23 protein-coding genes are annotated in these 21,114 nt (G+C 62.9%); 15 read left to right on the top strand and 8 right to left on the bottom strand.

Annotation, left to right across the window (positions count from 1 at the left end; all coding sequences use genetic code 11):
• Positions 1-191 precede the first annotated feature (191 nt).
• From coxB to JN279_RS28935, 13 genes are all read left to right on the top strand, one after another.
• A complete protein-coding gene (coxB, locus tag JN279_RS28995; RefSeq protein WP_244734180.1) occupies positions 192-1,076 on the top strand; it encodes a cytochrome c oxidase subunit II in 885 nt (294 codons plus the stop codon).
• A gap of 38 nt (positions 1,077-1,114) precedes the next feature.
• Complete coding sequence (gene ctaD, locus JN279_RS28990) at positions 1,115-2,767, top strand: cytochrome c oxidase subunit I (protein ID WP_202350871.1); 1,653 nt, start codon at positions 1,115-1,117, stop codon at positions 2,765-2,767.
• A gap of 74 nt (positions 2,768-2,841) precedes the next feature.
• Entirely contained in the window at positions 2,842-3,786 is a 945-nt protein-coding gene (locus JN279_RS28985; RefSeq protein ID WP_096455957.1) for a heme o synthase, read from the top strand.
• A gap of 2 nt (positions 3,787-3,788) precedes the next feature.
• Positions 3,789-3,947, top strand: coding sequence for a hypothetical protein (locus JN279_RS28980; RefSeq protein ID WP_096458982.1), 159 nt, complete (start codon positions 3,789-3,791; stop codon positions 3,945-3,947).
• Positions 3,947-4,579: a cytochrome c oxidase assembly protein gene (locus JN279_RS28975; protein ID WP_202350870.1), complete on the top strand. Its 633-nt coding sequence runs from the start codon at positions 3,947-3,949 to the stop codon at positions 4,577-4,579. The genes JN279_RS28980 and JN279_RS28975 overlap by 1 nt, the downstream gene beginning before the upstream one ends.
• Before the next feature lies 1 nt (position 4,580).
• Complete coding sequence (locus JN279_RS28970) at positions 4,581-5,462, top strand: cytochrome c oxidase subunit 3 (RefSeq protein WP_096455961.1); 882 nt, start codon at positions 4,581-4,583, stop codon at positions 5,460-5,462.
• 154 nt (positions 5,463-5,616) lie between these two features.
• A complete protein-coding gene (locus JN279_RS28965) occupies positions 5,617-6,105 on the top strand; it encodes a L,D-transpeptidase family protein (protein ID WP_202350869.1) in 489 nt (162 codons plus the stop codon).
• Between the two features lie 2 nt (positions 6,106-6,107).
• Positions 6,108-6,494 carry a DUF983 domain-containing protein gene (locus tag JN279_RS28960; RefSeq protein ID WP_202350868.1) on the top strand — a complete coding sequence of 129 codons (387 nt, stop codon included), beginning with the start codon at positions 6,108-6,110 and terminating at the stop codon, positions 6,492-6,494.
• Positions 6,491-7,246: an SURF1 family protein gene (locus JN279_RS28955; RefSeq protein ID WP_202350867.1), complete on the top strand. Its 756-nt coding sequence runs from the start codon at positions 6,491-6,493 to the stop codon at positions 7,244-7,246. Before JN279_RS28960 ends, JN279_RS28955 begins: the two co-directional genes overlap by 4 nt.
• Positions 7,247-7,351: 105 nt before the next feature.
• Positions 7,352-8,362 carry a 4-hydroxy-3-methylbut-2-enyl diphosphate reductase gene (ispH, locus tag JN279_RS28950; RefSeq protein WP_096455965.1) on the top strand — a complete coding sequence of 337 codons (1,011 nt, stop codon included), beginning with the start codon at positions 7,352-7,354 and terminating at the stop codon, positions 8,360-8,362.
• 5 nt (positions 8,363-8,367) lie between these two features.
• The gene (locus JN279_RS28945; RefSeq protein ID WP_096455967.1) at positions 8,368-9,345 is read left to right on the top strand and encodes a homoserine kinase; all 978 of its coding nucleotides are present in this window, start codon (positions 8,368-8,370) and stop codon (positions 9,343-9,345) included.
• Entirely contained in the window at positions 9,342-9,875 is a 534-nt protein-coding gene (rnhA, locus tag JN279_RS28940) for a ribonuclease HI (RefSeq protein ID WP_096455969.1), read from the top strand. Before JN279_RS28945 ends, rnhA begins: the two co-directional genes overlap by 4 nt.
• Positions 9,876-9,917: 42 nt before the next feature.
• Entirely contained in the window at positions 9,918-10,496 is a 579-nt protein-coding gene (locus JN279_RS28935; RefSeq protein ID WP_096455970.1) for a histidine phosphatase family protein, read from the top strand.
• A 10-nt stretch (positions 10,497-10,506) separates the two neighbouring features.
• Here JN279_RS28935 and JN279_RS28930 read toward each other — a convergent pair whose 3' ends face one another.
• From JN279_RS28930 to JN279_RS28920, 3 genes are all read right to left on the bottom strand, one after another.
• Complete coding sequence (locus JN279_RS28930; RefSeq protein WP_202350866.1) at positions 10,507-10,983, bottom strand: DUF2938 domain-containing protein; 477 nt, start codon at positions 10,981-10,983, stop codon at positions 10,507-10,509.
• Between the two features lie 89 nt (positions 10,984-11,072).
• Positions 11,073-11,555, bottom strand: coding sequence for a peroxiredoxin (locus tag JN279_RS28925; protein ID WP_202350865.1), 483 nt, complete (start codon positions 11,553-11,555; stop codon positions 11,073-11,075).
• 86 nt (positions 11,556-11,641) lie between these two features.
• Positions 11,642-12,448 carry a protein-disulfide reductase DsbD domain-containing protein gene (locus JN279_RS28920; protein WP_202350864.1) on the bottom strand — a complete coding sequence of 269 codons (807 nt, stop codon included), beginning with the start codon at positions 12,446-12,448 and terminating at the stop codon, positions 11,642-11,644.
• 170 nt (positions 12,449-12,618) lie between these two features.
• Between JN279_RS28920 and JN279_RS28915 the strand changes: the two genes are divergently transcribed.
• Complete coding sequence (locus tag JN279_RS28915; RefSeq protein ID WP_096455978.1) at positions 12,619-13,227, top strand: YqgE/AlgH family protein; 609 nt, start codon at positions 12,619-12,621, stop codon at positions 13,225-13,227.
• Between the two features lie 24 nt (positions 13,228-13,251).
• Here the strand turns inward: JN279_RS28915 and JN279_RS28910 are convergent, their stop codons facing one another.
• From JN279_RS28910 to thrC, 4 genes are read right to left on the bottom strand one after another with little or no spacing between them, the layout of a single operon-like run.
• Positions 13,252-16,140 carry an EAL domain-containing protein gene (locus tag JN279_RS28910; RefSeq protein WP_202350863.1) on the bottom strand — a complete coding sequence of 963 codons (2,889 nt, stop codon included), beginning with the start codon at positions 16,138-16,140 and terminating at the stop codon, positions 13,252-13,254.
• Positions 16,141-16,143: 3 nt separating this feature from the next.
• On the bottom strand, positions 16,144-16,740 hold the full coding sequence (locus tag JN279_RS28905) for a GNAT family N-acetyltransferase (RefSeq protein WP_096455982.1): 597 nt from the start codon (positions 16,738-16,740) through the stop codon (positions 16,144-16,146).
• Positions 16,741-16,754: 14 nt separating this feature from the next.
• Positions 16,755-18,047, bottom strand: coding sequence for a M16 family metallopeptidase (locus JN279_RS28900; RefSeq protein ID WP_096455984.1), 1,293 nt, complete (start codon positions 18,045-18,047; stop codon positions 16,755-16,757).
• Positions 18,048-18,061: 14 nt separating this feature from the next.
• Positions 18,062-19,459: a threonine synthase gene (thrC, locus tag JN279_RS28895; RefSeq protein ID WP_202350862.1), complete on the bottom strand. Its 1,398-nt coding sequence runs from the start codon at positions 19,457-19,459 to the stop codon at positions 18,062-18,064.
• Positions 19,460-19,589: 130 nt separating this feature from the next.
• Here thrC and JN279_RS28890 point away from each other — a divergent pair, with 130 nt between their 5' ends.
• Positions 19,590-20,318 (top strand): hypothetical protein, encoded by a 729-nt coding sequence (locus tag JN279_RS28890; RefSeq protein ID WP_096455988.1) that lies wholly within the window; start codon positions 19,590-19,592, stop codon positions 20,316-20,318.
• A gap of 42 nt (positions 20,319-20,360) precedes the next feature.
• Here the strand turns inward: JN279_RS28890 and JN279_RS28885 are convergent, their stop codons facing one another.
• Entirely contained in the window at positions 20,361-21,050 is a 690-nt protein-coding gene (locus JN279_RS28885) for an HAD family hydrolase (RefSeq protein ID WP_202350861.1), read from the bottom strand.
• Positions 21,051-21,114: the final 64 nt, after the last annotated feature.

Here is a 21,114-nt window from a genome sequence, read left to right as displayed (position 1 = left end):
GTCATGGCCGCTGCCCCGGAAGAGCCGTGTCAGCTTGCGCGCAAAAATGCCGCACAGTTTCCTCCGCTCCTTTCTTGCGGAGGGAAAAAGAGTATGGTTTGAACCACCTTGAGACTGTCGGGATTCCCGTCCCGGCATTGTTCGTTATTCTCGTTGGCGCAGCCGCGAGGAACTGGGAGACGAAGAGGGCGATGAGAAATTTCCTAGCAGACGCCAAGTTTCTAGCCAGTGCTGGGGCTGCCACCGCGTTTTTCGCCGGCACGTCCGCCCATGCCGATCAGCCCGTGGCTTGGGAGACGACCTTCCAGGCGCCGGCGACCGATATGATGCGGCAGATCGAGTGGTTCGGAAACTACACGATGTGGTTCATCGTCCCGATCACCATCCTTGTGCTGCTTCTGCTTGCCTACTGCATCGTCAGGTTCCGCGCGAGTGCAAACCCGGTTCCCTCCAAGACCAGCCACAACACGCTGATCGAGGTGATCTGGACCGTCGGTCCGGTCGTGATCCTGCTCTGCCTCGCCATTCCCTCCTTCCAGCTCCTGACCGCGCAGTACACCCCGCCGGAAGAAGCCAAGCTGACCGTCAAGGCGACCGGCAACCAGTGGAACTGGGATTACGAATACCAGACCGACAACACGCTCGCCTTCAATTCGGCCATCCTCCAGGATGGCGATCGCGCCAAGGCCGGCAAGGAGGATCGCAAGGTCTATCCGCGTCTGCTTGCCGTCGACAATGAGTTGGTGGTGCCGGTCAACACAATGACGCGCGTGCTTGTCACCGCGACCGACGTGATCCACTCCTTCGCCATGCCGTCCTTCGGCATCAAGATCGACGCCATTCCGGGACGTACCAACGAGACCTGGTTCAAGGCGGAGAAGGAAGGCATCTTTTACGGCCAGTGCTCGCAGCTCTGCGGCAAGGACCACGCCTTCATGCCGATCGCCATCCGTGTCGTCTCCGACGCGCAGTTCAAGACCTGGCTGGCTGCGGCGAAGACCGACCTGCCCGGCGCCAACAAGACGCTGATGGCCGAGGTCGATGGCCAGAACAAGGTAGCGGCCGCCGGCAATTGATGCCGCGGGTTAGCAAGATTTAGGGAACGGAGCGGAACATGGCAGACGCTGCAGCTCACGACGGCCACGACCACAAGCCTTATCATGGCTGGGTGCGCTGGGTTTATTCGACCAACCACAAGGATATCGGCACGCTCTACCTGATCTTCGCGATCATGGCCGGCATCATCGGCGGCGCCCTGTCGGTCGCCATCCGCATGGAACTGCAGGAGCCTGGCATCCAGATCTTCAGCGGTCTGGCGCAGATGGTCTACGGCATGAACGGTGACGCAGCGGTCGACGGCGGCAAGAGCATGTACAATGCCTTCGCCACCGCGCATGCGCTGATCATGATCTTCTTCATGGTCATGCCGGCGCTGATCGGCGGCTTCGCCAACTGGATGGTGCCGATCATGATCGGTGCTCCCGACATGGCGTTCCCGCGCATGAACAACATCTCCTTCTGGTTGCTGCCGCCGGCCTTCATACTGCTGCTGACCTCGATGTTCGTACCGAGCGCACCGGGCGCCTACGGTGTCGGCGGTGGCTGGACGCTTTATCCGCCGCTGTCGACCTCGGGTCAGCCCGGACCGGCCATGGATCTGGCGATCCTGTCGATCCACATCGCCGGTGCCTCGTCGATCCTCGGCGCCATCAACTTCATCACCACCATCTTCAACATGCGTGCTCCGGGCATGACGCTGCACAAGATGCCGCTGTTCGCCTGGTCGGTGCTGGTCACCGCCTTCCTGCTGCTGTTGTCCCTGCCGGTCCTGGCCGGCGGCATCACCATGCTGCTCACTGACCGCAATTTCGGCACGGCCTTCTTCGCGCCGGACAATGGCGGCGATCCGCTCCTCTTCCAGCATCTGTTCTGGTTCTTCGGCCATCCGGAAGTCTACATCCTGATCCTGCCGGGCTTCGGCATCATCAGCCACATCGTCTCGACCTTCTCGAAGAAGCCGGTGTTCGGCTATCTCGGCATGGCCTACGCGATGGTCGCCATCGGTGCCGTCGGCTTCATCGTCTGGGCGCACCACATGTACACGACCGGCCTGTCGCTCGACACGCAGCGCTACTTCGTCTTCGCCACCATGGTCATCGCGGTGCCGACGGGCGTGAAGATCTTCTCCTGGATCGCGACGATGTGGGGCGGGTCGATCTCGTTCAAGACACCGATGCTGTGGGCGCTGGGCTTCATCTTCCTGTTTACTATCGGTGGCGTCACCGGCGTCCAACTGGCCAATGCCGGTCTCGACCGCTCGCTGCATGACACCTATTTCGTCATCGCCCACTTCCACTACGTGCTGTCGCTGGGCGCGGTGTTCGCCATCTTCGCCGGCTGGTACTACTGGTTCCCCAAGATGACCGGCTACATGTACTCGCCCGTCATCGCCAACACCCACTTCTGGGTCACCTTCGTCGGCGTCAACCTGATCTTCTTCCCGCAGCATTTCCTTGGTCTGGCCGGCATGCCGCGCCGCACGATCGACTATCCGGACGCGTTTGCCGGCTGGAATTACGTGTCGTCGATCGGCTCCTACATCTCGGCCGTCGGCGTCCTGATCTTCCTCTACGGCGTGTTCGAAGCCTTCCAGAAAAAGCGGATCGCCGGCGCCAACCCATGGGGCGAGGGCGCCACCACGCTCGAATGGCAGCTGCCTTCGCCGCCGCCGTTCCACCAGTGGGAGCAGCTGCCGAAGATCAAGTAAGGCGGCACCCGCCCGAATACGAAACCGCCGGTTCGCCGGCGGTTTTGGCCAACGGAATGATGGACTGAGTACGCATGGCCCTAGTCGACGAAACCAGCATTGACGAAGCGGGCTTCCGCATGTCGGAAGCGACGGCGGGCGATTTCTTCGCCCTGCTGAAGCCGCGCGTCATGTCGCTGGTGGTGTTCACGGCCTTTGTCGGGCTGGTCGCCGCCCCGGTGACCATCAACCCGCTGCTGGCGGTGATCGCCATCCTGTCGATCGCCATCGGCGCCGGTGCCTCGGGCGCGCTCAACATGTGGTACGACGCCGACATCGACGCCGTGATGACCAGGACCGCAAGCCGCCCGGTGCCGTCCGGCCGCATCCAGCCGCACGAGGCGCTCAGCTTCGGCCTGGTGCTGTCGGTGCTGTCGGTGATGACGCTCGGCGTGCTGGTCAACTGGCTGTCGGCGACGCTGCTGGCCTTCACCATCTTCTTCTATGCCGTCGTCTACACGATGTGGCTGAAGCGCTGGACGCCGCAGAACATCGTCATCGGCGGCGCTGCCGGTGCGATCCCGCCGGTCATTGGCTGGGCCGCGGTGACCGGGTCGGTCAGCCTCGAAAGCATCGTCCTGTTCCTGATCATCTTCCTGTGGACGCCCCCGCATTTCTGGGCACTCGCGCTGTTCAAGTCCGAGGACTATGAGCGCGCCGGCATCCCGATGATGCCCAATGTCGCCGGCCAGGCGTCGACCCGCCGTCAGATCTTCGCCTATGCGCTGGTGCTGGCCCCGGTCGGCGTGCTGCCGTGGCTGCTCGGCTACACCACGCCTTTCTATGGCGTGGCCGCCGTGCTGCTTGGCGTCGGCTTTGTCTGGTATGCGTGGAAAGTGCTCGGCATGGCCGACGACGACCGGACCATGAAGCCGGCCAAGGCGCTGTTTGCCTATTCGCTGCTTTATCTCTTCGCCATCTTCGCTGCCTATCTGGCCGACAGCGTTGTCGAACGCGCGCTTGCCATGGGTGGGGCATGATCATGGTCGAGGAAAAACTCGAAACGGTCACGCTGACCGATCGTCAGAAGAAGGCCCAGCGCAGCCGTTCGGTTGCCATCGGCGTGGCGCTGGCGGTGCTGGTCGTGATTTTCTACATCGCCACGATCATCAAGTTCGGCCACAATCTGGGCACGATGTGATGAGCATCGAGATCTCCAAGAAGCCGGCCGGCAAGAACAGCAACGCCATCGTCGCGGCTGTCTGCCTCGCCTTCTTCACCGGCATGATCGGCATGGCCTATGCGGCCGTGCCGCTCTACAAGATGTTCTGCCAGGCGACCGGCTATGGCGGTAAGACGCAACGCGTCGAGAAGCAGTATGCCGGCCGCGTGCTTGACCGTGAGATCACCGTGCGCTTCGACGCCAATATTGCCGGCGTGCCGTGGGAATTCCAGCCGGTCCAGCGCTCGATGACCATGAAGATCGGCGAGACCGTGCAGGCGCATTATCAGGCGACCAACAAATTCGATCGCCCCGTTACCGGCCGCGCCACCTTCAACGTGCAGCCGGAACTGGCAGGCCCCTACTTCAACAAGGTCGAGTGCTTCTGCTTCACCGATACGTCGCTGAAGCCAGGCGAGACGCTGGACATGCCGGTCCTCTTTTATGTGGATCCCGATATCGTGAATGTGCCGGAGCTGAAGGACGTGAAGACGATCACGCTGTCCTATACGATGTTCCCGGTCGAGAAGAACAAGCCGGTCGCCTCCTCGGAGCCGGTCCAGGGCACCAGCAAGACAATTTCCAATACCGAAGCAAATCTCGGGGGTTGACATGGCAGACGCGCACGCAAAACCACAGCATGACTATCATCTCGTCGACCCGAGCCCGTGGCCTTTCCTGGGATCGGTCGGGGCGCTTGTCACCGCCTTTGGCGGCGTCTGCCTGATGGAGTATTTGAAGGGCGGCTCCTTCCCGATCTTCGGCTTCAACATCGCCAATCCGTGGCTGTTCTTCATCGGCATCGTGATCGTCCTCTACACCATGTTCGCCTGGTGGTCGGACACGATCAAGGAAGCGCATGAGGGCCATCACACGCGGGTCGTGTCGCTGCATCTGCGCTATGGCATGATCATGTTCATCGCCTCGGAGGTGATGTTCTTCGTCGCCTGGTTCTGGGCCTATTTCGACGCCAGCCTTTTTGCCGGTGAGGTGCAGAACTACGCGCGCCACACCTTTACCGGTGGTGTCTGGCCGCCGAAAGGCATGGAGGTTCTCGATCCCTTCCACCTGCCGCTCTACAACACCATCATCCTGCTCCTGTCGGGCACGACGGTCACCTGGGCGCACCACTCACTCATCCATGGCGATCGCAAGGGCCTGATCAACGGCCTGGTGCTGACCGTCGGCCTCGGCATGCTGTTCACCATGGTGCAGGCCTATGAGTACATGCACGCTCCGTTCGGCTTCAAGGATTCCATCTACGGCGCCACCTTCTTCATGGCGACCGGCTTCCACGGTTTCCATGTCATCATCGGCACCATCTTCCTGCTGGTCTGCCTGGTCAGGGCAATGAAGGGCGATTTCACCCCCAAGCAGCATTTCGGCTTTGAGGCGGCCGCCTGGTACTGGCACTTCGTCGACGTGGTCTGGCTGTTCCTGTTCTCGGCGATCTATGTCTGGGGATCGGCTGGCGCGGTGATCGAAGGCCACTGATCCAGTCTTTGGAGCAATTCCAGGAAAAGTGTGAACGGTTTTCCGTTCGGAATTGCGTCGAAACAAAGAGTCTAGGATTTCGATTTCGGGAAGGCGGCCGCGGCGACGCGGCCGCCTTCTTCTTTTCGGCGCAATGATCGCCGATCGATTGCCGATGCGGCTGACAATTCCCTGGACGATTTGCGCATTCATCTTCCTGGCATTCCCGGCCCTTGCGGCTGAGAAGGTCGATCTGGTGCGTGCCCACAAGGCGGAACGGCGGCTGGAACTTATCGGTGACGGCAAGGTGCTGCGCAGCTACAGCATTGCGCTTGGCGGGGATCCCGTCGGCCACAAGCACCAGGAGGGCGATCAGCGCACGCCCGAGGGGCGCTACATCCTCGACTGGCGCAACCCCGACAGCATCGCGTACAGATCGATTCACATCTCCTATCCCAATGCCGACGATCTGGCGGCGAAGGCGCGCAATGTCGATGCCGGCAGCATGATCATGATCCACGGCCAGGCGAATGGTTTCGGCTGGTGGGGCTGGCTGCTTCAATTGGTCGACTGGACCGACGGCTGCATTGCCGTTACGAACTCCGACATGGACGAAATCTGGGCAATGGTGGCCGATGGGACACCGATAGAGATCGAGCAATAGCGATGAGTGAAGATAAGGCGATCTGGCCTCCGATCGATCCGATATCGGCCGGCCTGCACGGCCGTTGCCCGCGCTGCGGCGAAGGGCGGCTGTTTTCCGGCTTCCTCACCGTCGGCAAACGCTGCGTCAATTGCGGCCTCGACTATTCCTTCGCCGATGCCGGCGACGGGCCAGCGGTCTTCGTCATCCTGATTATCGGCTTCATCATCGTCGGCCTGGCGCTCTGGGTCGAAGTGACGCTAAGCCCGCCGCTGTGGCTGCATCTGCTGATCTGGATCCCGTTGGCCCTGGTGCTGTGCCTGACCGCGCTGCGGCTGATCAAGGGCGTGCTGCTCACCCTGCAATATGCCAACAAGGCGGCCGAAGGCAGGCTGGACCGCGGCGAATGAGCGAAGCATCCATCAGGAGTGGCGGCCGTTCGCGGCCACGCTCGGCATTGCTGCTCGGCCTTGGCCTGGTGCTGCTCTCGATCCTGCTGGCGCTCGGCACCTGGCAGGTCCAGCGCCTGCACTGGAAGGAAGGTCTCCTGCAGACCATCGACCAGCGCACCCATTCGGCGCCGCTGCCGCTGGCCGAGGTCGAGAAGCAATTCGCAGCGACCGGCGACGTCGACTACACGCCGGTCACGGTCTCCGGCACGTTCCTGCATTCGGGCGAGCGGCATTTTTATGCGACCTGGGAGGGTGACGCCGGCTTCAACGTCTATACGCCGCTCGCCCTCGACGACGGCCGCTTCGTCCTGATCAATCGCGGCTTCATACCCTATGATCTGAAAGACCCCGCCAAGCGCGCCAAGGGGCAGATCACCGGCAAAGTGACCATTACCGGGCTTGCCCGCAATCCGCTGACGGCAAAACCGTCGATGATGCTGCCAGACAATGACGTGGCGAAGAACATCTTCTACTGGAAGGACCGCGACGTGATGGCGGCGAGCGCCGGCCTGCCGGCCGGGTTCACGCTGGTGCCGATCTTCATCGATGCCGACAAGACGCCGAATCCTGGCGGTCTTCCGATCGGCGGCGTCACCATCATCGACCTGCCGAACAGCCATCTGCAATATGCCGTCACCTGGTATGGGCTTGCCGCAGCACTCGCCGCTGTGCTGATCCTGCGGCTTCGCCGTCCCGCGAAAGAGGAATGAACGCAAGCAGCGCTCCCCTTTCTACCGACACCCTTGACAGGGCCTGCTCTTGACAGAACAGGGGTAGGCACCTCATTTCGGCGCTGACGAACCGGCCAGGATTCAATGCTTCAGACAATCGCCAAGCCTCCTCTCACGATCCGGCTCTGCCAGCCGCGCGGCTTTTGCGCCGGCGTCGACCGTGCCATCCAGATCGTCGTGCTGGCGCTGAAGAAATACGGCGCGCCGGTCTATGTCCGCCACGAGATCGTGCACAACCGCTACGTCGTCGAGGGGCTGCAAAGCCTTGGCGCGGTCTTCATCGAGGAGCTTTCCGAAATCCCAGCTGAACACCGGCAGTCGCCGGTCGTCTTCTCGGCGCATGGCGTGCCGAAATCGGTGCCGGCGGATGCGCAAGCGCGCAACTTGTTCTATCTCGACGCCACCTGTCCGCTGGTGTCGAAGGTCCACAAGCAGGCCATGCGCCATCAGCGGCTTGGCCGCCATGTGCTGTTGATCGGCCATGCCGGCCACCCCGAGGTGATCGGCACGATGGGGCAATTGCCGGAAGGCGCGGTCACGCTGATCGAGACCGAGGCCGATGCCGCGAAGCTTGTGCCGGCCGACCCGAAGGCGCTTGGCTTCGTCACCCAGACCACACTATCGGTCGAGGACACCGCCGGCATCATCCGCGCGCTGAAAGAGCGCTTTCCCGACCTGCAGGCGCCGGCGGCGGAATCGATCTGCTACGCCACCACCAACCGCCAGGAAGCAGTCAAGGACACCGCCCCGGGTGCTGATCTCTATCTGATCGTAGGCGCTCCCAATTCCTCCAATTCGCGCCGCCTTGTCGAAGTGGCGGAGCGTGCCGGCGCCACGATGTCGCTTCTCGTGCAGCGCGCCGCCGAGATTCCGTGGAATGACATCGGCAACATTTCGACGCTCGGCCTGTCAGCAGGGGCATCGGCGCCGGAGATCATCGTCGACGAGATCATCGACGCGTTCCGCCAGCGCTTCGATGTCACCATCGACCTCGCCATCACGGCCACCGAAACAGAGGATTTTCCGGTCATGCGGGTACTGCGCGATGTCGAACTGACGCCGGCCGACATGGCCTTCGTCAATGGGGCCGCGTAAGCCAGATGGCTGTCTATACCGACGTTGCGGAGGGCGAACTCGGCGCTTTCCTGAAGCACTACCCGGTCGGCGATCTCCTGTCCTACAAGGGCATCGCCGAGGGCACGGAAAACTCCAACTTCCTCCTGCACACTTCCAGCGGCTCCTACATTCTGACGCTCTATGAGAAGCGGGTCGAGAAGGCGGATCTGCCGTTTTTCCTCGGGCTGATGGGCCATCTCGCCAACAAGGGTGTGTCCTGCCCGCTGCCGGTGACCGCGCATGACGGCAGCGTCATCGGCACGCTGGCCGGCCGGCCAGCGGTCATCATCACCTTCCTCGAAGGACTTTCGCTGCGGCGCCCGACGGCAACGCATTGCGCCGAGGTCGGCAAGGCGCTGGCAGCCCTGCACCTGGCCGGCGCCGATTTTCCGATGACCCGTCCCAACGCGCTTGCCATCGGCGGCTGGCGCAAACTTTGGAATGCGGCCCGCGACCGCGCCGACGAGGTCGAGCCGGGCCTCGCGGCCGAGGTCGATGCCGACTTCGCCGATTTCGAGCGCAACTGGCCGAAGGACCTTCCTGCAGGCATCATCCACGCCGATCTTTTTCCGGACAACGTCTTCTTCCTCGGCGAAAAACTGTCCGGCCTGATCGACTTCTATTTCGCCTGTGACGATCTCTATGCCTACGATGTCGCGACCTGCCTCAACGCCTGGTGTTTCGAGAAGGATTTCTCCTTCAACCTTACCAAGGGCAAGGCACTGCTTGCCGGCTATCAGAGCGTGCGTCCGCTGAGCGGAGAAGAAAAGGCGGCATTGCCGATGCTGTCGCGCGGTTCGGCGCTGCGTTTCATGCTGACCCGGCTCTACGACTGGCTGACCGTTCCCGATGGCGGGCTGGTGATGAAGCGCGATCCGACCGAATATATCAGGCGGATGCGGTTCCATCGGGCGATCAAATCGGCTTCGGAATATGGATTGGCCGAATACGGGGTGTCATGAGTAAACAGGTTGAAATCTTCACCGACGGCGCCTGTTCGGGCAATCCCGGCCCTGGCGGCTGGGGCGCCATTCTGCGCTTCAACGGCACCACCAAGGAACTTTCCGGCGGCGAAGCGGAAACGACCAACAACCGCATGGAACTGCTGGCCGCCATCTCGGCGCTGAATGCGCTGAAGGAGCCTTGCACGGTCGAGCTTCACACCGACAGCAAATACGTCATGGACGGCATTTCCAAATGGATCCATGGCTGGAAGAAGAACGGCTGGAAGACCGCCGACAAGAAGCCGGTCAAGAATGGCGAACTCTGGCAGGCGCTGGATGAGGCCAATAGGCGTCACAAGGTCACCTGGAACTGGGTCAAAGGCCATGCCGGCCATACCGAGAACGAGCGCGCCGACGAACTCGCACGGGAAGGCATGGCGCCGTTCAAGAAGGGCTCTTTCAAGCCAGCGGTTTCAGCACCGAAGCCGGATGTCCAGCCGAAGCAGCCGGCAGCCACGAAGGCCCGTCGTTCGACCCAGAGCTACTGAGTTCCAGCAGCCGGTCCGCTTCCAGGCAGGGTAACCTCGATCGTGCCGATCCTGTACTATGTCACGCATCCCCAGGTTCAGATCGACGCTGCCGTTCCCGTTCCGGAATGGGGACTGTCCGATATCGGACGGGCGAGGGCTGTCGCCATGCTCGATCAGCCATGGGTCGGATCTATCCGGCGCATCGTTTCGTCGGGCGAGCGCAAGGCAATAGAAACGGGCGAAATCCTGGCACGCCATCTCCGCCTTGCGGTCGAGGTCAGGGAGCGGATGCACGAGAATGACCGGTCCGCGACCGGCTTTCTGCCGCCGCCGGAGTTCGAAGCGGTCGCCGATCAGTTCTTCGCCAATCCGCATAAAAGCGTTCGCGGGTGGGAGCGGGCGATCGATGCGCAGCAACGTATTGTGAGCGAGGTCGCAGCCGTGATCGGCGGCGATGAGGCCGGCGACATCGCTGTCGTTGGCCATGGAGGCGTTGGAACACTCCTGCTGCTGTCTCTCAGCGGACGGGAAATCAGCCGCGACGCGGATCAGCCGGCGGGCGGCGGCAACTATTTTGCCTATGATATCGGCGCCCGCCGCGTCATCCATGGATGGCGGCCGATCGACAGGCCGGCCTAGGTTTAAACCTTCAGCGTATCAGCAGTGCCGTGCCCCAGAGTCCGAGCGCGAAGACCGTGTGCGAGACGAGGTTGAGCGCCCGGATCTGCATCGGATTGGGCCGCTTCGAGGCGGCCCATCCGGCACCCATGCCCGGCGCTAGCAGGAACCAGCCGGCGCCGACGGTGACGATGCCGAGAATGAAGGCCGGCAGGAAGGTCGGCGCGGAAAGCCAGCCGGTTCCGGCAAGCACGACCAGGATGATGCCGTAGACGATGCCGACGAAATAGTGAAACGCCCAGCCGAGCGCCACTTCATGCGCGTAAGGCGCCGCGGCGCCGATATCGTCGTGAAAGACCTTGTCGCCGAGATGCCAGACCCAGCGGCCGACAGGTCCCCAGTTCGGCCGTGGCTGGCCGAAGGCCTTATGCAAAAAGAGGGCCCAGAGATCCATCAGTACGGTGGCGCCGATGCCGATCGCGATAGCGCGCCAGATGACGTCAAACATCGTTGGATCCCCCGAAAGCCGGCAGTTCTGGAGCGCTAGCGTTGTGGGCGAGGTCGCTGTTGCGGCCTCGCCGACGCGGCCGTTGAAGCTCAGAGCTGTCCGAGAATATGAGCCGCGCCGGACTCGTCGACGCCGGGCTTGGTCTCGACATTGAGCGCGGTGACCTTGCCGTCGTCAATGATCATCGAAAACCGCTTCGAGCGAAGGCCCATGCCGGCGGCGGAAAGGTCGTTATCGAGGCCGACCGCCTTGGCAAAATCGCCGCTGCCGTCGGCGAGGAACAGGATCTTGCCCTCGCCGCCGGTGAAGCGTGCCCAGGCGCCCATGACATGGGCGTCGTTGACCGAAACGACGGCGATGGTGTCGACGCCGCGCGCCAGGATGGCGTCATGGTTTTCGAGATAGCCGGGCAGATGGTTGTTGCTGCAGGTCGGCGTGAAGGCGCCGGGAACGCCGAACAGGACCACCTTCTTGCCCGGGAAAATCTCGGCCGACGTGATCGCCTTGGCGCCGTCATCGGTCATCGTCTTGAAGGTTACCTCGGGCAGCGTGTCGCCAACGGAAATGGTCATGAGTTCCTCGCTTGGGAATGGGAAGGAAGGATGCATGCTTGCGTAGCGAACTCAGCGGCGTCCTGCAACCGTTCGGGCAAGCTGGATCAAGGGAAAGGCAGCAGCCCTTCGACGGCGCCCGCCGAACTCGTCAGCGTGTAGTGAAGCCCGCCATCCGTTGGCGTTGCCGAAGGGCGGTCGAGGATCGGCACGGTGAAGATCAGCTTGCCGTCCTTTTCGCTGCGGGAAGGGGTGCCGAACATGTAGTCCCGCTCGCCGGCGACAAAAAAATCCGCTGCCTCCGGGTCACCGGGAAAGCTCGCCTCGACAACCAGCGTCTCGTGATCGCCCGGTAGCACGTTGATGCCGAAATCAGGCTTTGCCGGCGCCGGCAAAGCCGTGAAGCTCGCCTTCACCAGGGCTGCGTCGTCGGCATTGTCAGGGTCGGAAGTGGGGTCGACGGTCAGCCGTGTCTGCACCGGGATGCAGATCGTCTCGCAAATGCCGAGAAAGATATCGGCATCGATGACAGCCGGCTGGTTCGGTGTTGCCAGCGTAAAGGTCACAGGCAGCGAAATCGGATAGTTGTAGCCTGCCCATTTGCCATAACCATCGTCGTGGCGTTGCGGTGCCGGAAACGAAAGAATGGCATCGGCAATGTTGGTGCTGGCCGAAACATCGAGCTGCGGCGGCACGCCGGCGTCGCCCGGATCGCGCCAATAGGTCTTCCACCCGGGCTTGAGCGCGATGTCGAGAACGCCCTGGATGCGGCCGGCCTCGTCGGGCTTGCCTGATGTCACCAGCCGCACCTTGCCGCCTTCGCTGGTGTACCAGGCGGACGATGAGGCGGAGGCAGGCAGAACGGCCGCCGATCCTATGGCGGTGCCGAGCAGCAGGATTTTCAAGCTTTGCATGGCGGTGATTTGATCGTCCGTTCGTGGCTTCGCAATGTTCTCACGGCTTTGTTGATATCATATTTGCGTGACCTTCGCGGGCAAGCCATCGCGGCCTGGCACCATGGGCTTTGGTCGAATCCGGCGCGGCGCATCTTTTCGGCGCCCGGGAAACACGGTACCTTCGTTGAATGGATTTGTTGCGCCACAAAAAGACGGTCGCTGGACGCGGCTTTCTCGACGATCAGTTCCTGATTGCCATGCCCGGCATGAAGGACGACCGTTTCACGCGCTCGGTCATCTACATCTGCGCGCACAGCGATGAAGGCGCGATGGGCCTGATCATCAATCAGACACAGCAGATGCTGTTTCCGGACCTTCTTGTGCAGCTCGGCATCATGAACGAGCAGGAGGCGATCCGCCTGCCGGCGCAGGCGCGCGATTTCGTCGTGCGCAATGGTGGGCCCGTCGATCGCAGCCGCGGCTTCGTCCTGCATTCGGGCGACTATCGCGTGGAATCGTCGCTGACCGTTTCCGACGATATCTGCCTGACCGCGACGGTCGATATATTGCGCGCCATATCGTCGGGTCGCGGCCCGCGTCATGCGCTGATGGCGCTCGGCTATTCCGGCTGGGGCGCCGGTCAGCTGGAAACCGAGATCGCCGAAAATGGCTGGCTGACCTGTCCGGCCAGTCCCGAGCTTCTGTTCGACGCCGACATCGAGCGCAAATACGATCGCATCCTCGCCTCGATCGGCATCGATCTGGCGCATTTGAGCCTGGCGGCCGGGCACGCCTGACCCATCAGGCCGACGCAGAGGCCTCTAAGCCTGTGTCAGCGGATACTGCTCCTTCAGCGTCTTCAGCACCTGGTCGCCGGGCATCGGCGCGCCGAACATGAAGCTCTGCACATATTCGCAGCCCATCTGGCGCAGTTCCAGCGCATCGCGTTCGTCCGAAATGCCCTCGGCGACCACCGACAGGCCGAGCTCATGCGCCATGTTGACCATGGATTTGAGCAGCACGGCGCGCTTTGGCGAGTTGTCGTCGACAAAACTCTTGTCGATCTTGATCGTGTCGAACGGGAAACGCGTCAGATAGGCGAGCGATGAATAGCCGGTGCCGAAATCGTCCAGCGACAGGCCGATGCCGAGCTGCTTGAGCTTGGTCAGCACATGAGCGGTCTGTTCCGGATTGTCCATCACCAGCGACTCGGTGAGTTCAAGACGGAAACAGCGCGGCTTCAGATTGGCCCGCGCGATGACCGAGCGGACATCGCTGACCAGGTCGCGGCGGATGAGCTGGCGGCTGGACAAATTGACCGAGACGGACAGCGGTGCGTCGCCGATCTGCTTCTGCCATCCGGCAAGGTCTTCGGCTGCTTGCTGCATGGCAAACAGCCCAAGCTGCACGATCAGCCCGCAGCTTTCGGCAACCGGGATGAAGTCGGCCGGCGGGATCATGCCGCGGCGCGGATGGTCCCAGCGCAGCAAGGCCTCGAAGCCGGCGACGCTGCCGTCTTCCAGCCGCACGATCGGCTGGTAGGCAAGCGTGAATTCGCGCCGCTCGATGGCGCGCCGCAGGTCGGATTCGAACTGCAGCCGGTCGGTGCCGACGGTGCGGAAAGCCGGCCGGAACGGCTCGATCCGGTCGCCGCCAAAACGCTTGGCCTGGTGCATGGCAAGCTCGGCGTCCTTGACCATATCCTCGGCCGAAGTCTGCGCCGAGGTCCAGGTGATCAGGCCGATCGAGGCGGTCAGCACGATCTCGCGCTTGGCGAAGGTGATCGGATTGTTGATCGCATGCTTGATGGCATCCGCCACGCCGGCGATGCGGGCAGGGTCCTGTTCGGACAAAAGCATCAGCGCGAACTGGTCGCCGGCGAAGCGCGACAGCGAATCCTTCGGCTTCAACAGCCGGTGCAGGCGGCGCGCTATGGTCAGCAGGATGGTGTCGCCGGCCGAGATGCCGAGCCCGTCATTGACCTGCTTGAAGCGGTCGATGTCGATGACGAAGACGGTCGGGCGCACCTTCTCCTCGGTGCGGGCGATCGAGATGATCGCTTCCAGCCGGTTCATGAACAGTTCGCGGTTCGGCAGGCCGGTCAGATTGTCGTGCACGGCGTCGTGCAGCAGCCGCTCCTCGGACTTCTTCTGCTCGGTGACATCGACCATGGTGCCGACGCAGCGGATGACCTCGCCATCCGATCCGATGACCGGGCGGGCGCGCAAGGCGAACCAGTGATAATGCCCGTCGGCGCCGCGCAGGCGGAAATTCTGCGACACCCGGCCGCGCCGGTGCTCAAGCACCACGTCGAGCGTCGTGCGGAACGTGTCGCGGTCGTCGGCATGCAGCACCGGCAACCAGTTGCGCGCGGCACCCCCGAGGCTGTTGGGCGCGAGGCCGAGCTGGATGCTGACATCGGGCTTGGTGACGACGCGGTCGCGCAGCACGTCCCAATCCCACACCGTGTCTCCCGACCCGGCAACCGCCAGCGCCTGGCGTTCGAGGTCGGAGAACAGCCCCTGATGCAGCGCGCCGCCGGCAAAGGCGTGCTGCATGACGGTGAAGCCGATCAACAGGATGATCAGGATCAGCCCGCCGCCGAGCGCAGGCTGGGCGATGTCATTGTCGAGCATGCCGGTGATCGCCATCCACGACCCGCATAGCCACAACAGCACCATGACCCAACTGGGCACCAGCATGATGGCGCGGTCATAACCACGAATCCCGAGGAAGATGATCAGGCCGAGCCCGGTCAGTGCGGTTGCCGCAAAGGAGATGCGGGCGATGCCGGCGGCGACCGCCGGATCGACGATGGCGACGCCGGCAATCAGCACCAGCCCGAGGATCCAGACCAGGGCGCCATAGCTGAAATGGCCGTGCCATCGGTTGAGGTTGAGATAGGCGAACAGGAAGACCACGAAGGTCGCCGCGAGCGCCACCTCCGTTCCCGCCCGCCACATCTGCTCATTGCCGGGGGAGATCTCGATGACCTTGTTGAGGAAGCCGAAATCGACGCAGATATAGGCAAGCACCGCCCAGGCAAGGGCTGCGGTCGCCGGGAACATCGAGGTCCCCTTGACCACGAAGAGGATGGTCAGGAACAGCGCCAGAAGGCCCGCGATGCCGATGACAATGCCGCGGAACAGTGTGTAGGAATTGACCGAGTCCTTGTAGGCTTCCGGTTCCCACAGATAGACCTGCGGCAGCTTGGGCGAGGCGAGTTCGGCGATGAAGGTGATCACCGTTCCCGGGTTCAGCGTCACCCGGAACACATCGGCGTCAGGGCTGGTCTGGCGGTCGAGCGCGAAGCCCTCGCTGGGCGTGATCGCGGCAATGCGGGTGGCGCCGAGATCGGGCCAGAAGATGCCGGAATTGACCAGCCGGAAATGCGGCGCGACGATCAGCCTGTCGAGCTGCTGGTCGGTGGTGTTGGCGAGCGCGAACACCGCCCAGTCGCCGGTCGAGCGCGCGTCATTGGCTTCGACCTCGATGCGCCGCACGATGCCGTCCGGCCCGGGCGCGGTCGACACCTGGAAGTTTTCGCCCTGGTTGCGGTAGATCTCGAAGGCGCGCGACAGATCGAGCGCGACATCGTCGCGGGCAATCTTGATCGGTTCGACGGCAAAGGCCGACGAAGCCGCGCACAGCGTCAGGATTGCCGCGAGGACAAAGGCGAACAGCGGCCCGTTTCGCAGGAAATTCGTCAAAAATCAGTCCTTCGTTCCTGCGGCCGGCGGATCGTCCGCGATCCGGGCGTAGAGGTAGTGGTCCTGCCAGATGCCGTTGATCCTCAGATAGGATCTTAACAGTCCTTCGCGCCGGAATCCGGCTTTTTCAAGCACACGGATCGACCTGATATTGTCGGGAATACAGGCCGCTTCGATCCGGTGCAACCTCAGCGTATCGAAGGCGAAGCGGGCCACGACCTTGACCGCGTCGGTCATCAGGCCGCGACCGCCGAAGCGCTCGCCGATCCAGTAGCCGACATGGCCGCTTTGCGAGACACCATGGCGTATGTTGCCGAGCGTGATGCCGCCGGCCAGCTTGCCGCTCGATTTCTCGAAGATGAAGAAGGCGATCGCGGTTCCTTGCGCGTAGTCTTCGCGGTAGCGGCTGATGCGCAGGCGCCATGCCGCGCGGTCGAGTTCATCGGGAGTCCAACGCGGCTCCCACGGCTCCAGGAAGGCGCGGCTTTCGCCACGCAATATCGACCATTCCCGGAAGTCATTGGTGAATGGCACACGCAACGTGACGAGGTTGCCCTTCAGCGCCGGCAGGTCACGGCGAAAGAAAGGGAGCGCGAACACGACGCTTGGGGGACTTAGACGGCGAGCCTGCGGGCCGTGGTCTGCGTGCCCGGAAGCGAATCGAGGATCGCCTCATATGGTGCCAGCGTACCCACGGGCCCGACAGCGGTAAGCGTCGGCTTGGTCGAGAACATCCGCGACGACAGGTCGGTCAGCCGCTCCACCGTCAGCGCCGACAGGCGCTCCATCAATTCCTCCTTGGCGATGGGCCTGCCGAACAAAAGCAGTTGCCTTGCGATCTGCGAGGCGCGGCTGGCCGGGCTTTCGGCGGACATGATCAGCCCGGCGCGGTACTGGGCGCGCGCGCGGTCAAGTTCTTCCTGCAGGATGTTCTCGCCGGCCTTTTGTAATTCGTCGATGATCACAGGCACCAGTTCGGCGATGTCGCTCTGCCCGGTCGCGGCGTGGACGCCGAAGATGCCGGTGTCGGAAAAGCCCCAATGGAACGCATAGACGGAGTAACACAGGCCGCGCTTCTCGCGGACTTCCTGGAACAGGCGCGATGACATGCCGCCGCCAAGGATCATCGACAGCACCTGCGAGGCGTAGAAGTCGCGCACATGGTAGGCGCGGCCTTCGAAGCCAAGCACGATCTGCGCGTCCATCAGATCGCGGTCCTCGCGGAAATCGCCGCCGACATATTGCGCATATTGCGGGATGGTGCTGTCGGCCTTGCTGCGGAAGCCGCCAAGCTGCTTCTCGACCTCGCGCACGAAATTGTCGTGCTTGATGTCGCCGGCAGCGACGATCACCATCCGCTCGGCGCCATATTGGCGTTCGATGAAATCGTGCAATTGCTTCGAGGTGAAGGATTTGACGGTTTCCGGCGTGCCCAGGATCGAGCGGCCGATGGTCTGGTGGCGAAAGGCCGTCTCGGTGAAACGGTCGAAGACGATGTCGTCTGGCGTGTCGTGCGCGGCGCCGATCTCCTGCAGGATCACATGCTGCTCGCGCTCGAGTTCCTGCGGGTCGAATTCGGACTCCTGCAGGATGTCGGCGAGAATATCCACTGCCAGCGGTACGTCATCGCTGAGCACCCTGGCATAGTAGGAGGTGGTCTCGACGCTGGTGGCCGCGTTGATCTCGCCGCCGACATCCTCGATTTCCGAGGCGATTTCGAAGGCACTCCGCCGCTTCGTACCCTTGAACGCCATGTGCTCGAGCAGATGGGCCATGCCATGCTCTTCGTCACGTTCATTGCGGGCGCCGGACTTGACCCAGGCCCCCAAGGCAACCGATTCGATACTTGGAAGGGTTTCGGTGGCGACTGTCAGGCCGTTCGACAGACGGCTTACCTCAACACCCATATGGCTCGTACTCCCTAACGCGCCGCCCGCGCGCGGCGGCCGACGTAATCTTCCACCATTTTCAGGTCGGATGGAAGTACCGTGTATTTTTCCTCAAATGTCATCAATCCCCCTAGCCATGCGGGCAGGGCCGGCGAGACCCCGCTGGCGGCCTCGACGGCGGCGGGGAACTTTGCCGGGTGGGCGGTGCCCAGCACCACCATCGGCACCGCGCCTGCCGCCTTGCCCGCCGCGACATGCATAGCTGCCGCCGTGTGCGGATCGAGCAGGTAGTTGCTGGCCGCGAGCGTCGAGCGGATGGTGGCGGCGACCTCGTCCATGGTGGCACGGCCGGCGTCGAATTCGGACCGCATCCCATTGATCTCGCGGGATTCTATGGTGAAGGCGCCGGACTGCTTCAGGCCGTCCATGTAGCGTCGCACGGTCGCTGCGTCACGGTTCGAGGCCTCGAAAAGCAGGCGTTCGAAATTCGATGATACCTGGATATCCATCGACGGCGAGGTGGTCGCAAAGACGCCCTTGGTGCGGTATTCGCCGGTCGCGAAGGTGCGCGCCAAAATGTCGTTGTCGTTGGTGGCGATGACCAGCCGTTCGATCGGCAGGCCCATCTTCTTGGCGGCGTAGCCGGCGAAGATATCGCCGAAATTGCCGGTCGGCACGGTGAACGACACCGCCCGGTCAGGCGCGCCGAGCGACAGCGCCGAGGAGAAATAATAGACGATCTGGGCCATGATGCGCGCCCAGTTGATCGAATTGACCCCCGACAGCGCCACCCGGTCGCGGAAGGCGTGGTCGTTGAACATGTCCTTGAGCAGGCCCTGGCAGTCGTCGAAATTGCCCTCGATCGCCAGCGCATGGACGTTCTCGGCCTTCGACGTCGTCATCTGCCGCTGCTGCACCGGCGAAACGCGTCCATGAGGGAACAGGATGAAGATGTCGGTGCGGCTGCGTCCGGCAAAGGCGTCAATCGCCGCGCCACCGGTGTCGCCTGACGTGGCGCCGACGATGGTGGCGTGCTGATCGCGTTCGGCAAGCACATGGTCCATCAGCCGGGCGAGCAACTGCATCGCCACATCCTTGAACGCCAGCGTCGGCCCGTGGAAGAGTTCGAGGACGAAGGTGTTGGGGCCGGTCTGGACCAGCGGGCAGACGGCTTCGTGGCGGAAGGTGGCATAGGCTTCGCGCACCAGGCGTTCGAAGACCGCCACCGCGATTTCACCGCCAAGGAACGGCGTCAGCACGCGGATCGCGAGATCGGGATAGGCAAGGCCACGCATGGCGCGGATCTCGGATGGCGAAAACTGCGGCCACTCGCGAGGCACGTAAAGCCCGCCATCGCGCGCCAGCCCCGCCAGCACGGCGTCGGAAAATCCAAGCGCGGGTGCTTCCCCGCGCGTACTCACATATTGCATGTCTCAGTCCCGTTGCCGCTTGGCTTTTCCGTTCACCACAAGGTGGTTAATTTCTGTGCCGGCTCCAGTCGCATTTTTGCCGCGCCGTTGATATACGTCACCAGCTTTACGAGAGGGAAGTGGGAGTTTCATGGCGTTTCGTACATCAAGTGGTCGCTTTTTGGCGGGTCTTGCGCTCACCGGCTTTATGCTCGCCGCCGCCGGCTGCCAATCGGGCGACAATGGCATCCTTAACCTCGGTTTCGGCAAGAAAGACCCAACGGCGCCACCGCCGCCGCAGGATCCCAAGATTCTGGCCAGCCAGCTGAACGCCTATTGCCCGAGGGTGACGGTGCGCGACGGTACGGCCTTCTTCAATACCTATGTCAACGAGGTCAAGAAGCCCAAGCCGAAGCTCAAGAAGACCGGCGACGCCGAGGCGGATGCGGCTGCCCAGGCCGCGGCTGACGCCGCCGCTGCCACTCCGCCCGACGATTCGGCGAGGATCATTTACCAGGCCTCGATTGCCGACGTGACCCGCGATTGCAGCCGCGCCGACGGCCAGCTGACGATGAAGATCGCGGTCGCCGGCAAGATCGTTCCAGGACCGAAGTTCACACCCGGCACCATCACCATGCCGATCCGCACGGCGGTGATGCACGGCACCGATGTGCTGTATTCGCAGATTCACCAGTATCAGGTTCAGGTCACCGATCCCTCGGTCGCCACCCAGTTCGTCTTCACCGATTCCAATGTCGTCGTGCCGGCACCGACGGCGCAGGATTATCAGGCCTATGCCGGCTACGACGAAACGGCGCCGAAGGCGACGACCGACAAGCCGAAGAAGACCCACAGAAAAAGGGCCGCCGCGACAAACTGAGCGGTCATCGAAAGAGCGTGCGTCCGGCCGGGCGCGCGCGTCTCAGGCGTCGGCCGACCATTCCGACAGCGCCGCGATCACGCTTTTCAGCTCGGCCCAGCGGCGGATCACCGTCTCGGCACCGGCTTCGGTCAGCGCGTCGGCATGGCCGGGATAGCTGTGGCTGGCGCCGGTGAAGCCGATCACCCGCATGCCGGCTGCCCTGGCGCCGGTGACGCCGTGCACGGAATCCTCGATGACGAAGGTGTTGGCCGGGTTCGCGCCGAGTTTTTCCGCCGCGAGCAGGAAGACGTCGGGGGCAGGCTTGGTCTTTTTGCTCGGTATTTCCAGCGCCGAGAAGATGCGGCCGGCGAAGAACGGCAGCAGATGCGCTTTCTCCAGCATGAATTCTATCCGCTCCGAGCGTGAGTTGGAGCAGACGCAGCGTTGCGCCGTGACCGAGGCGACCGCTTCGCGCACGCCCTCTATGGCACGCACATCGCTGCGCAGTTTCCGGTCGACGAGCTCTTCGGCGCGGTCGATCAGCGACGCCTGGAACGGGATTTTGGACTTCTCCTCGATCCGCAGCAGGATGCCCTTGAACGTCAGGCCCGCATAGGTCTCGGCGACCTCCTCGGCGGAGATTTCATATCCGGCCAGCGTTATCAGCTCAGCCTCGACCCGCGCGGCGATGATTTCGGAATCGACGAGCACGCCGTCGCAATCGAAGATGACAAGGTCTGGCTGGGGCATGGGGATCCGGGACAAGGAGGATGGGGGCTGACCTCTATGGGATCAGGCGGGGGCGGCATACACC

This window comes from Mesorhizobium sp. 113-1-2 (assembly GCF_016756475.1).
GTDB lineage: Bacteria > Pseudomonadota > Alphaproteobacteria > Rhizobiales > Rhizobiaceae > Mesorhizobium > Mesorhizobium loti_C.
The sequence above is the reverse complement of the archived record's forward strand: the minus strand, read 5'-3'. Positions and strand labels throughout refer to the sequence as shown.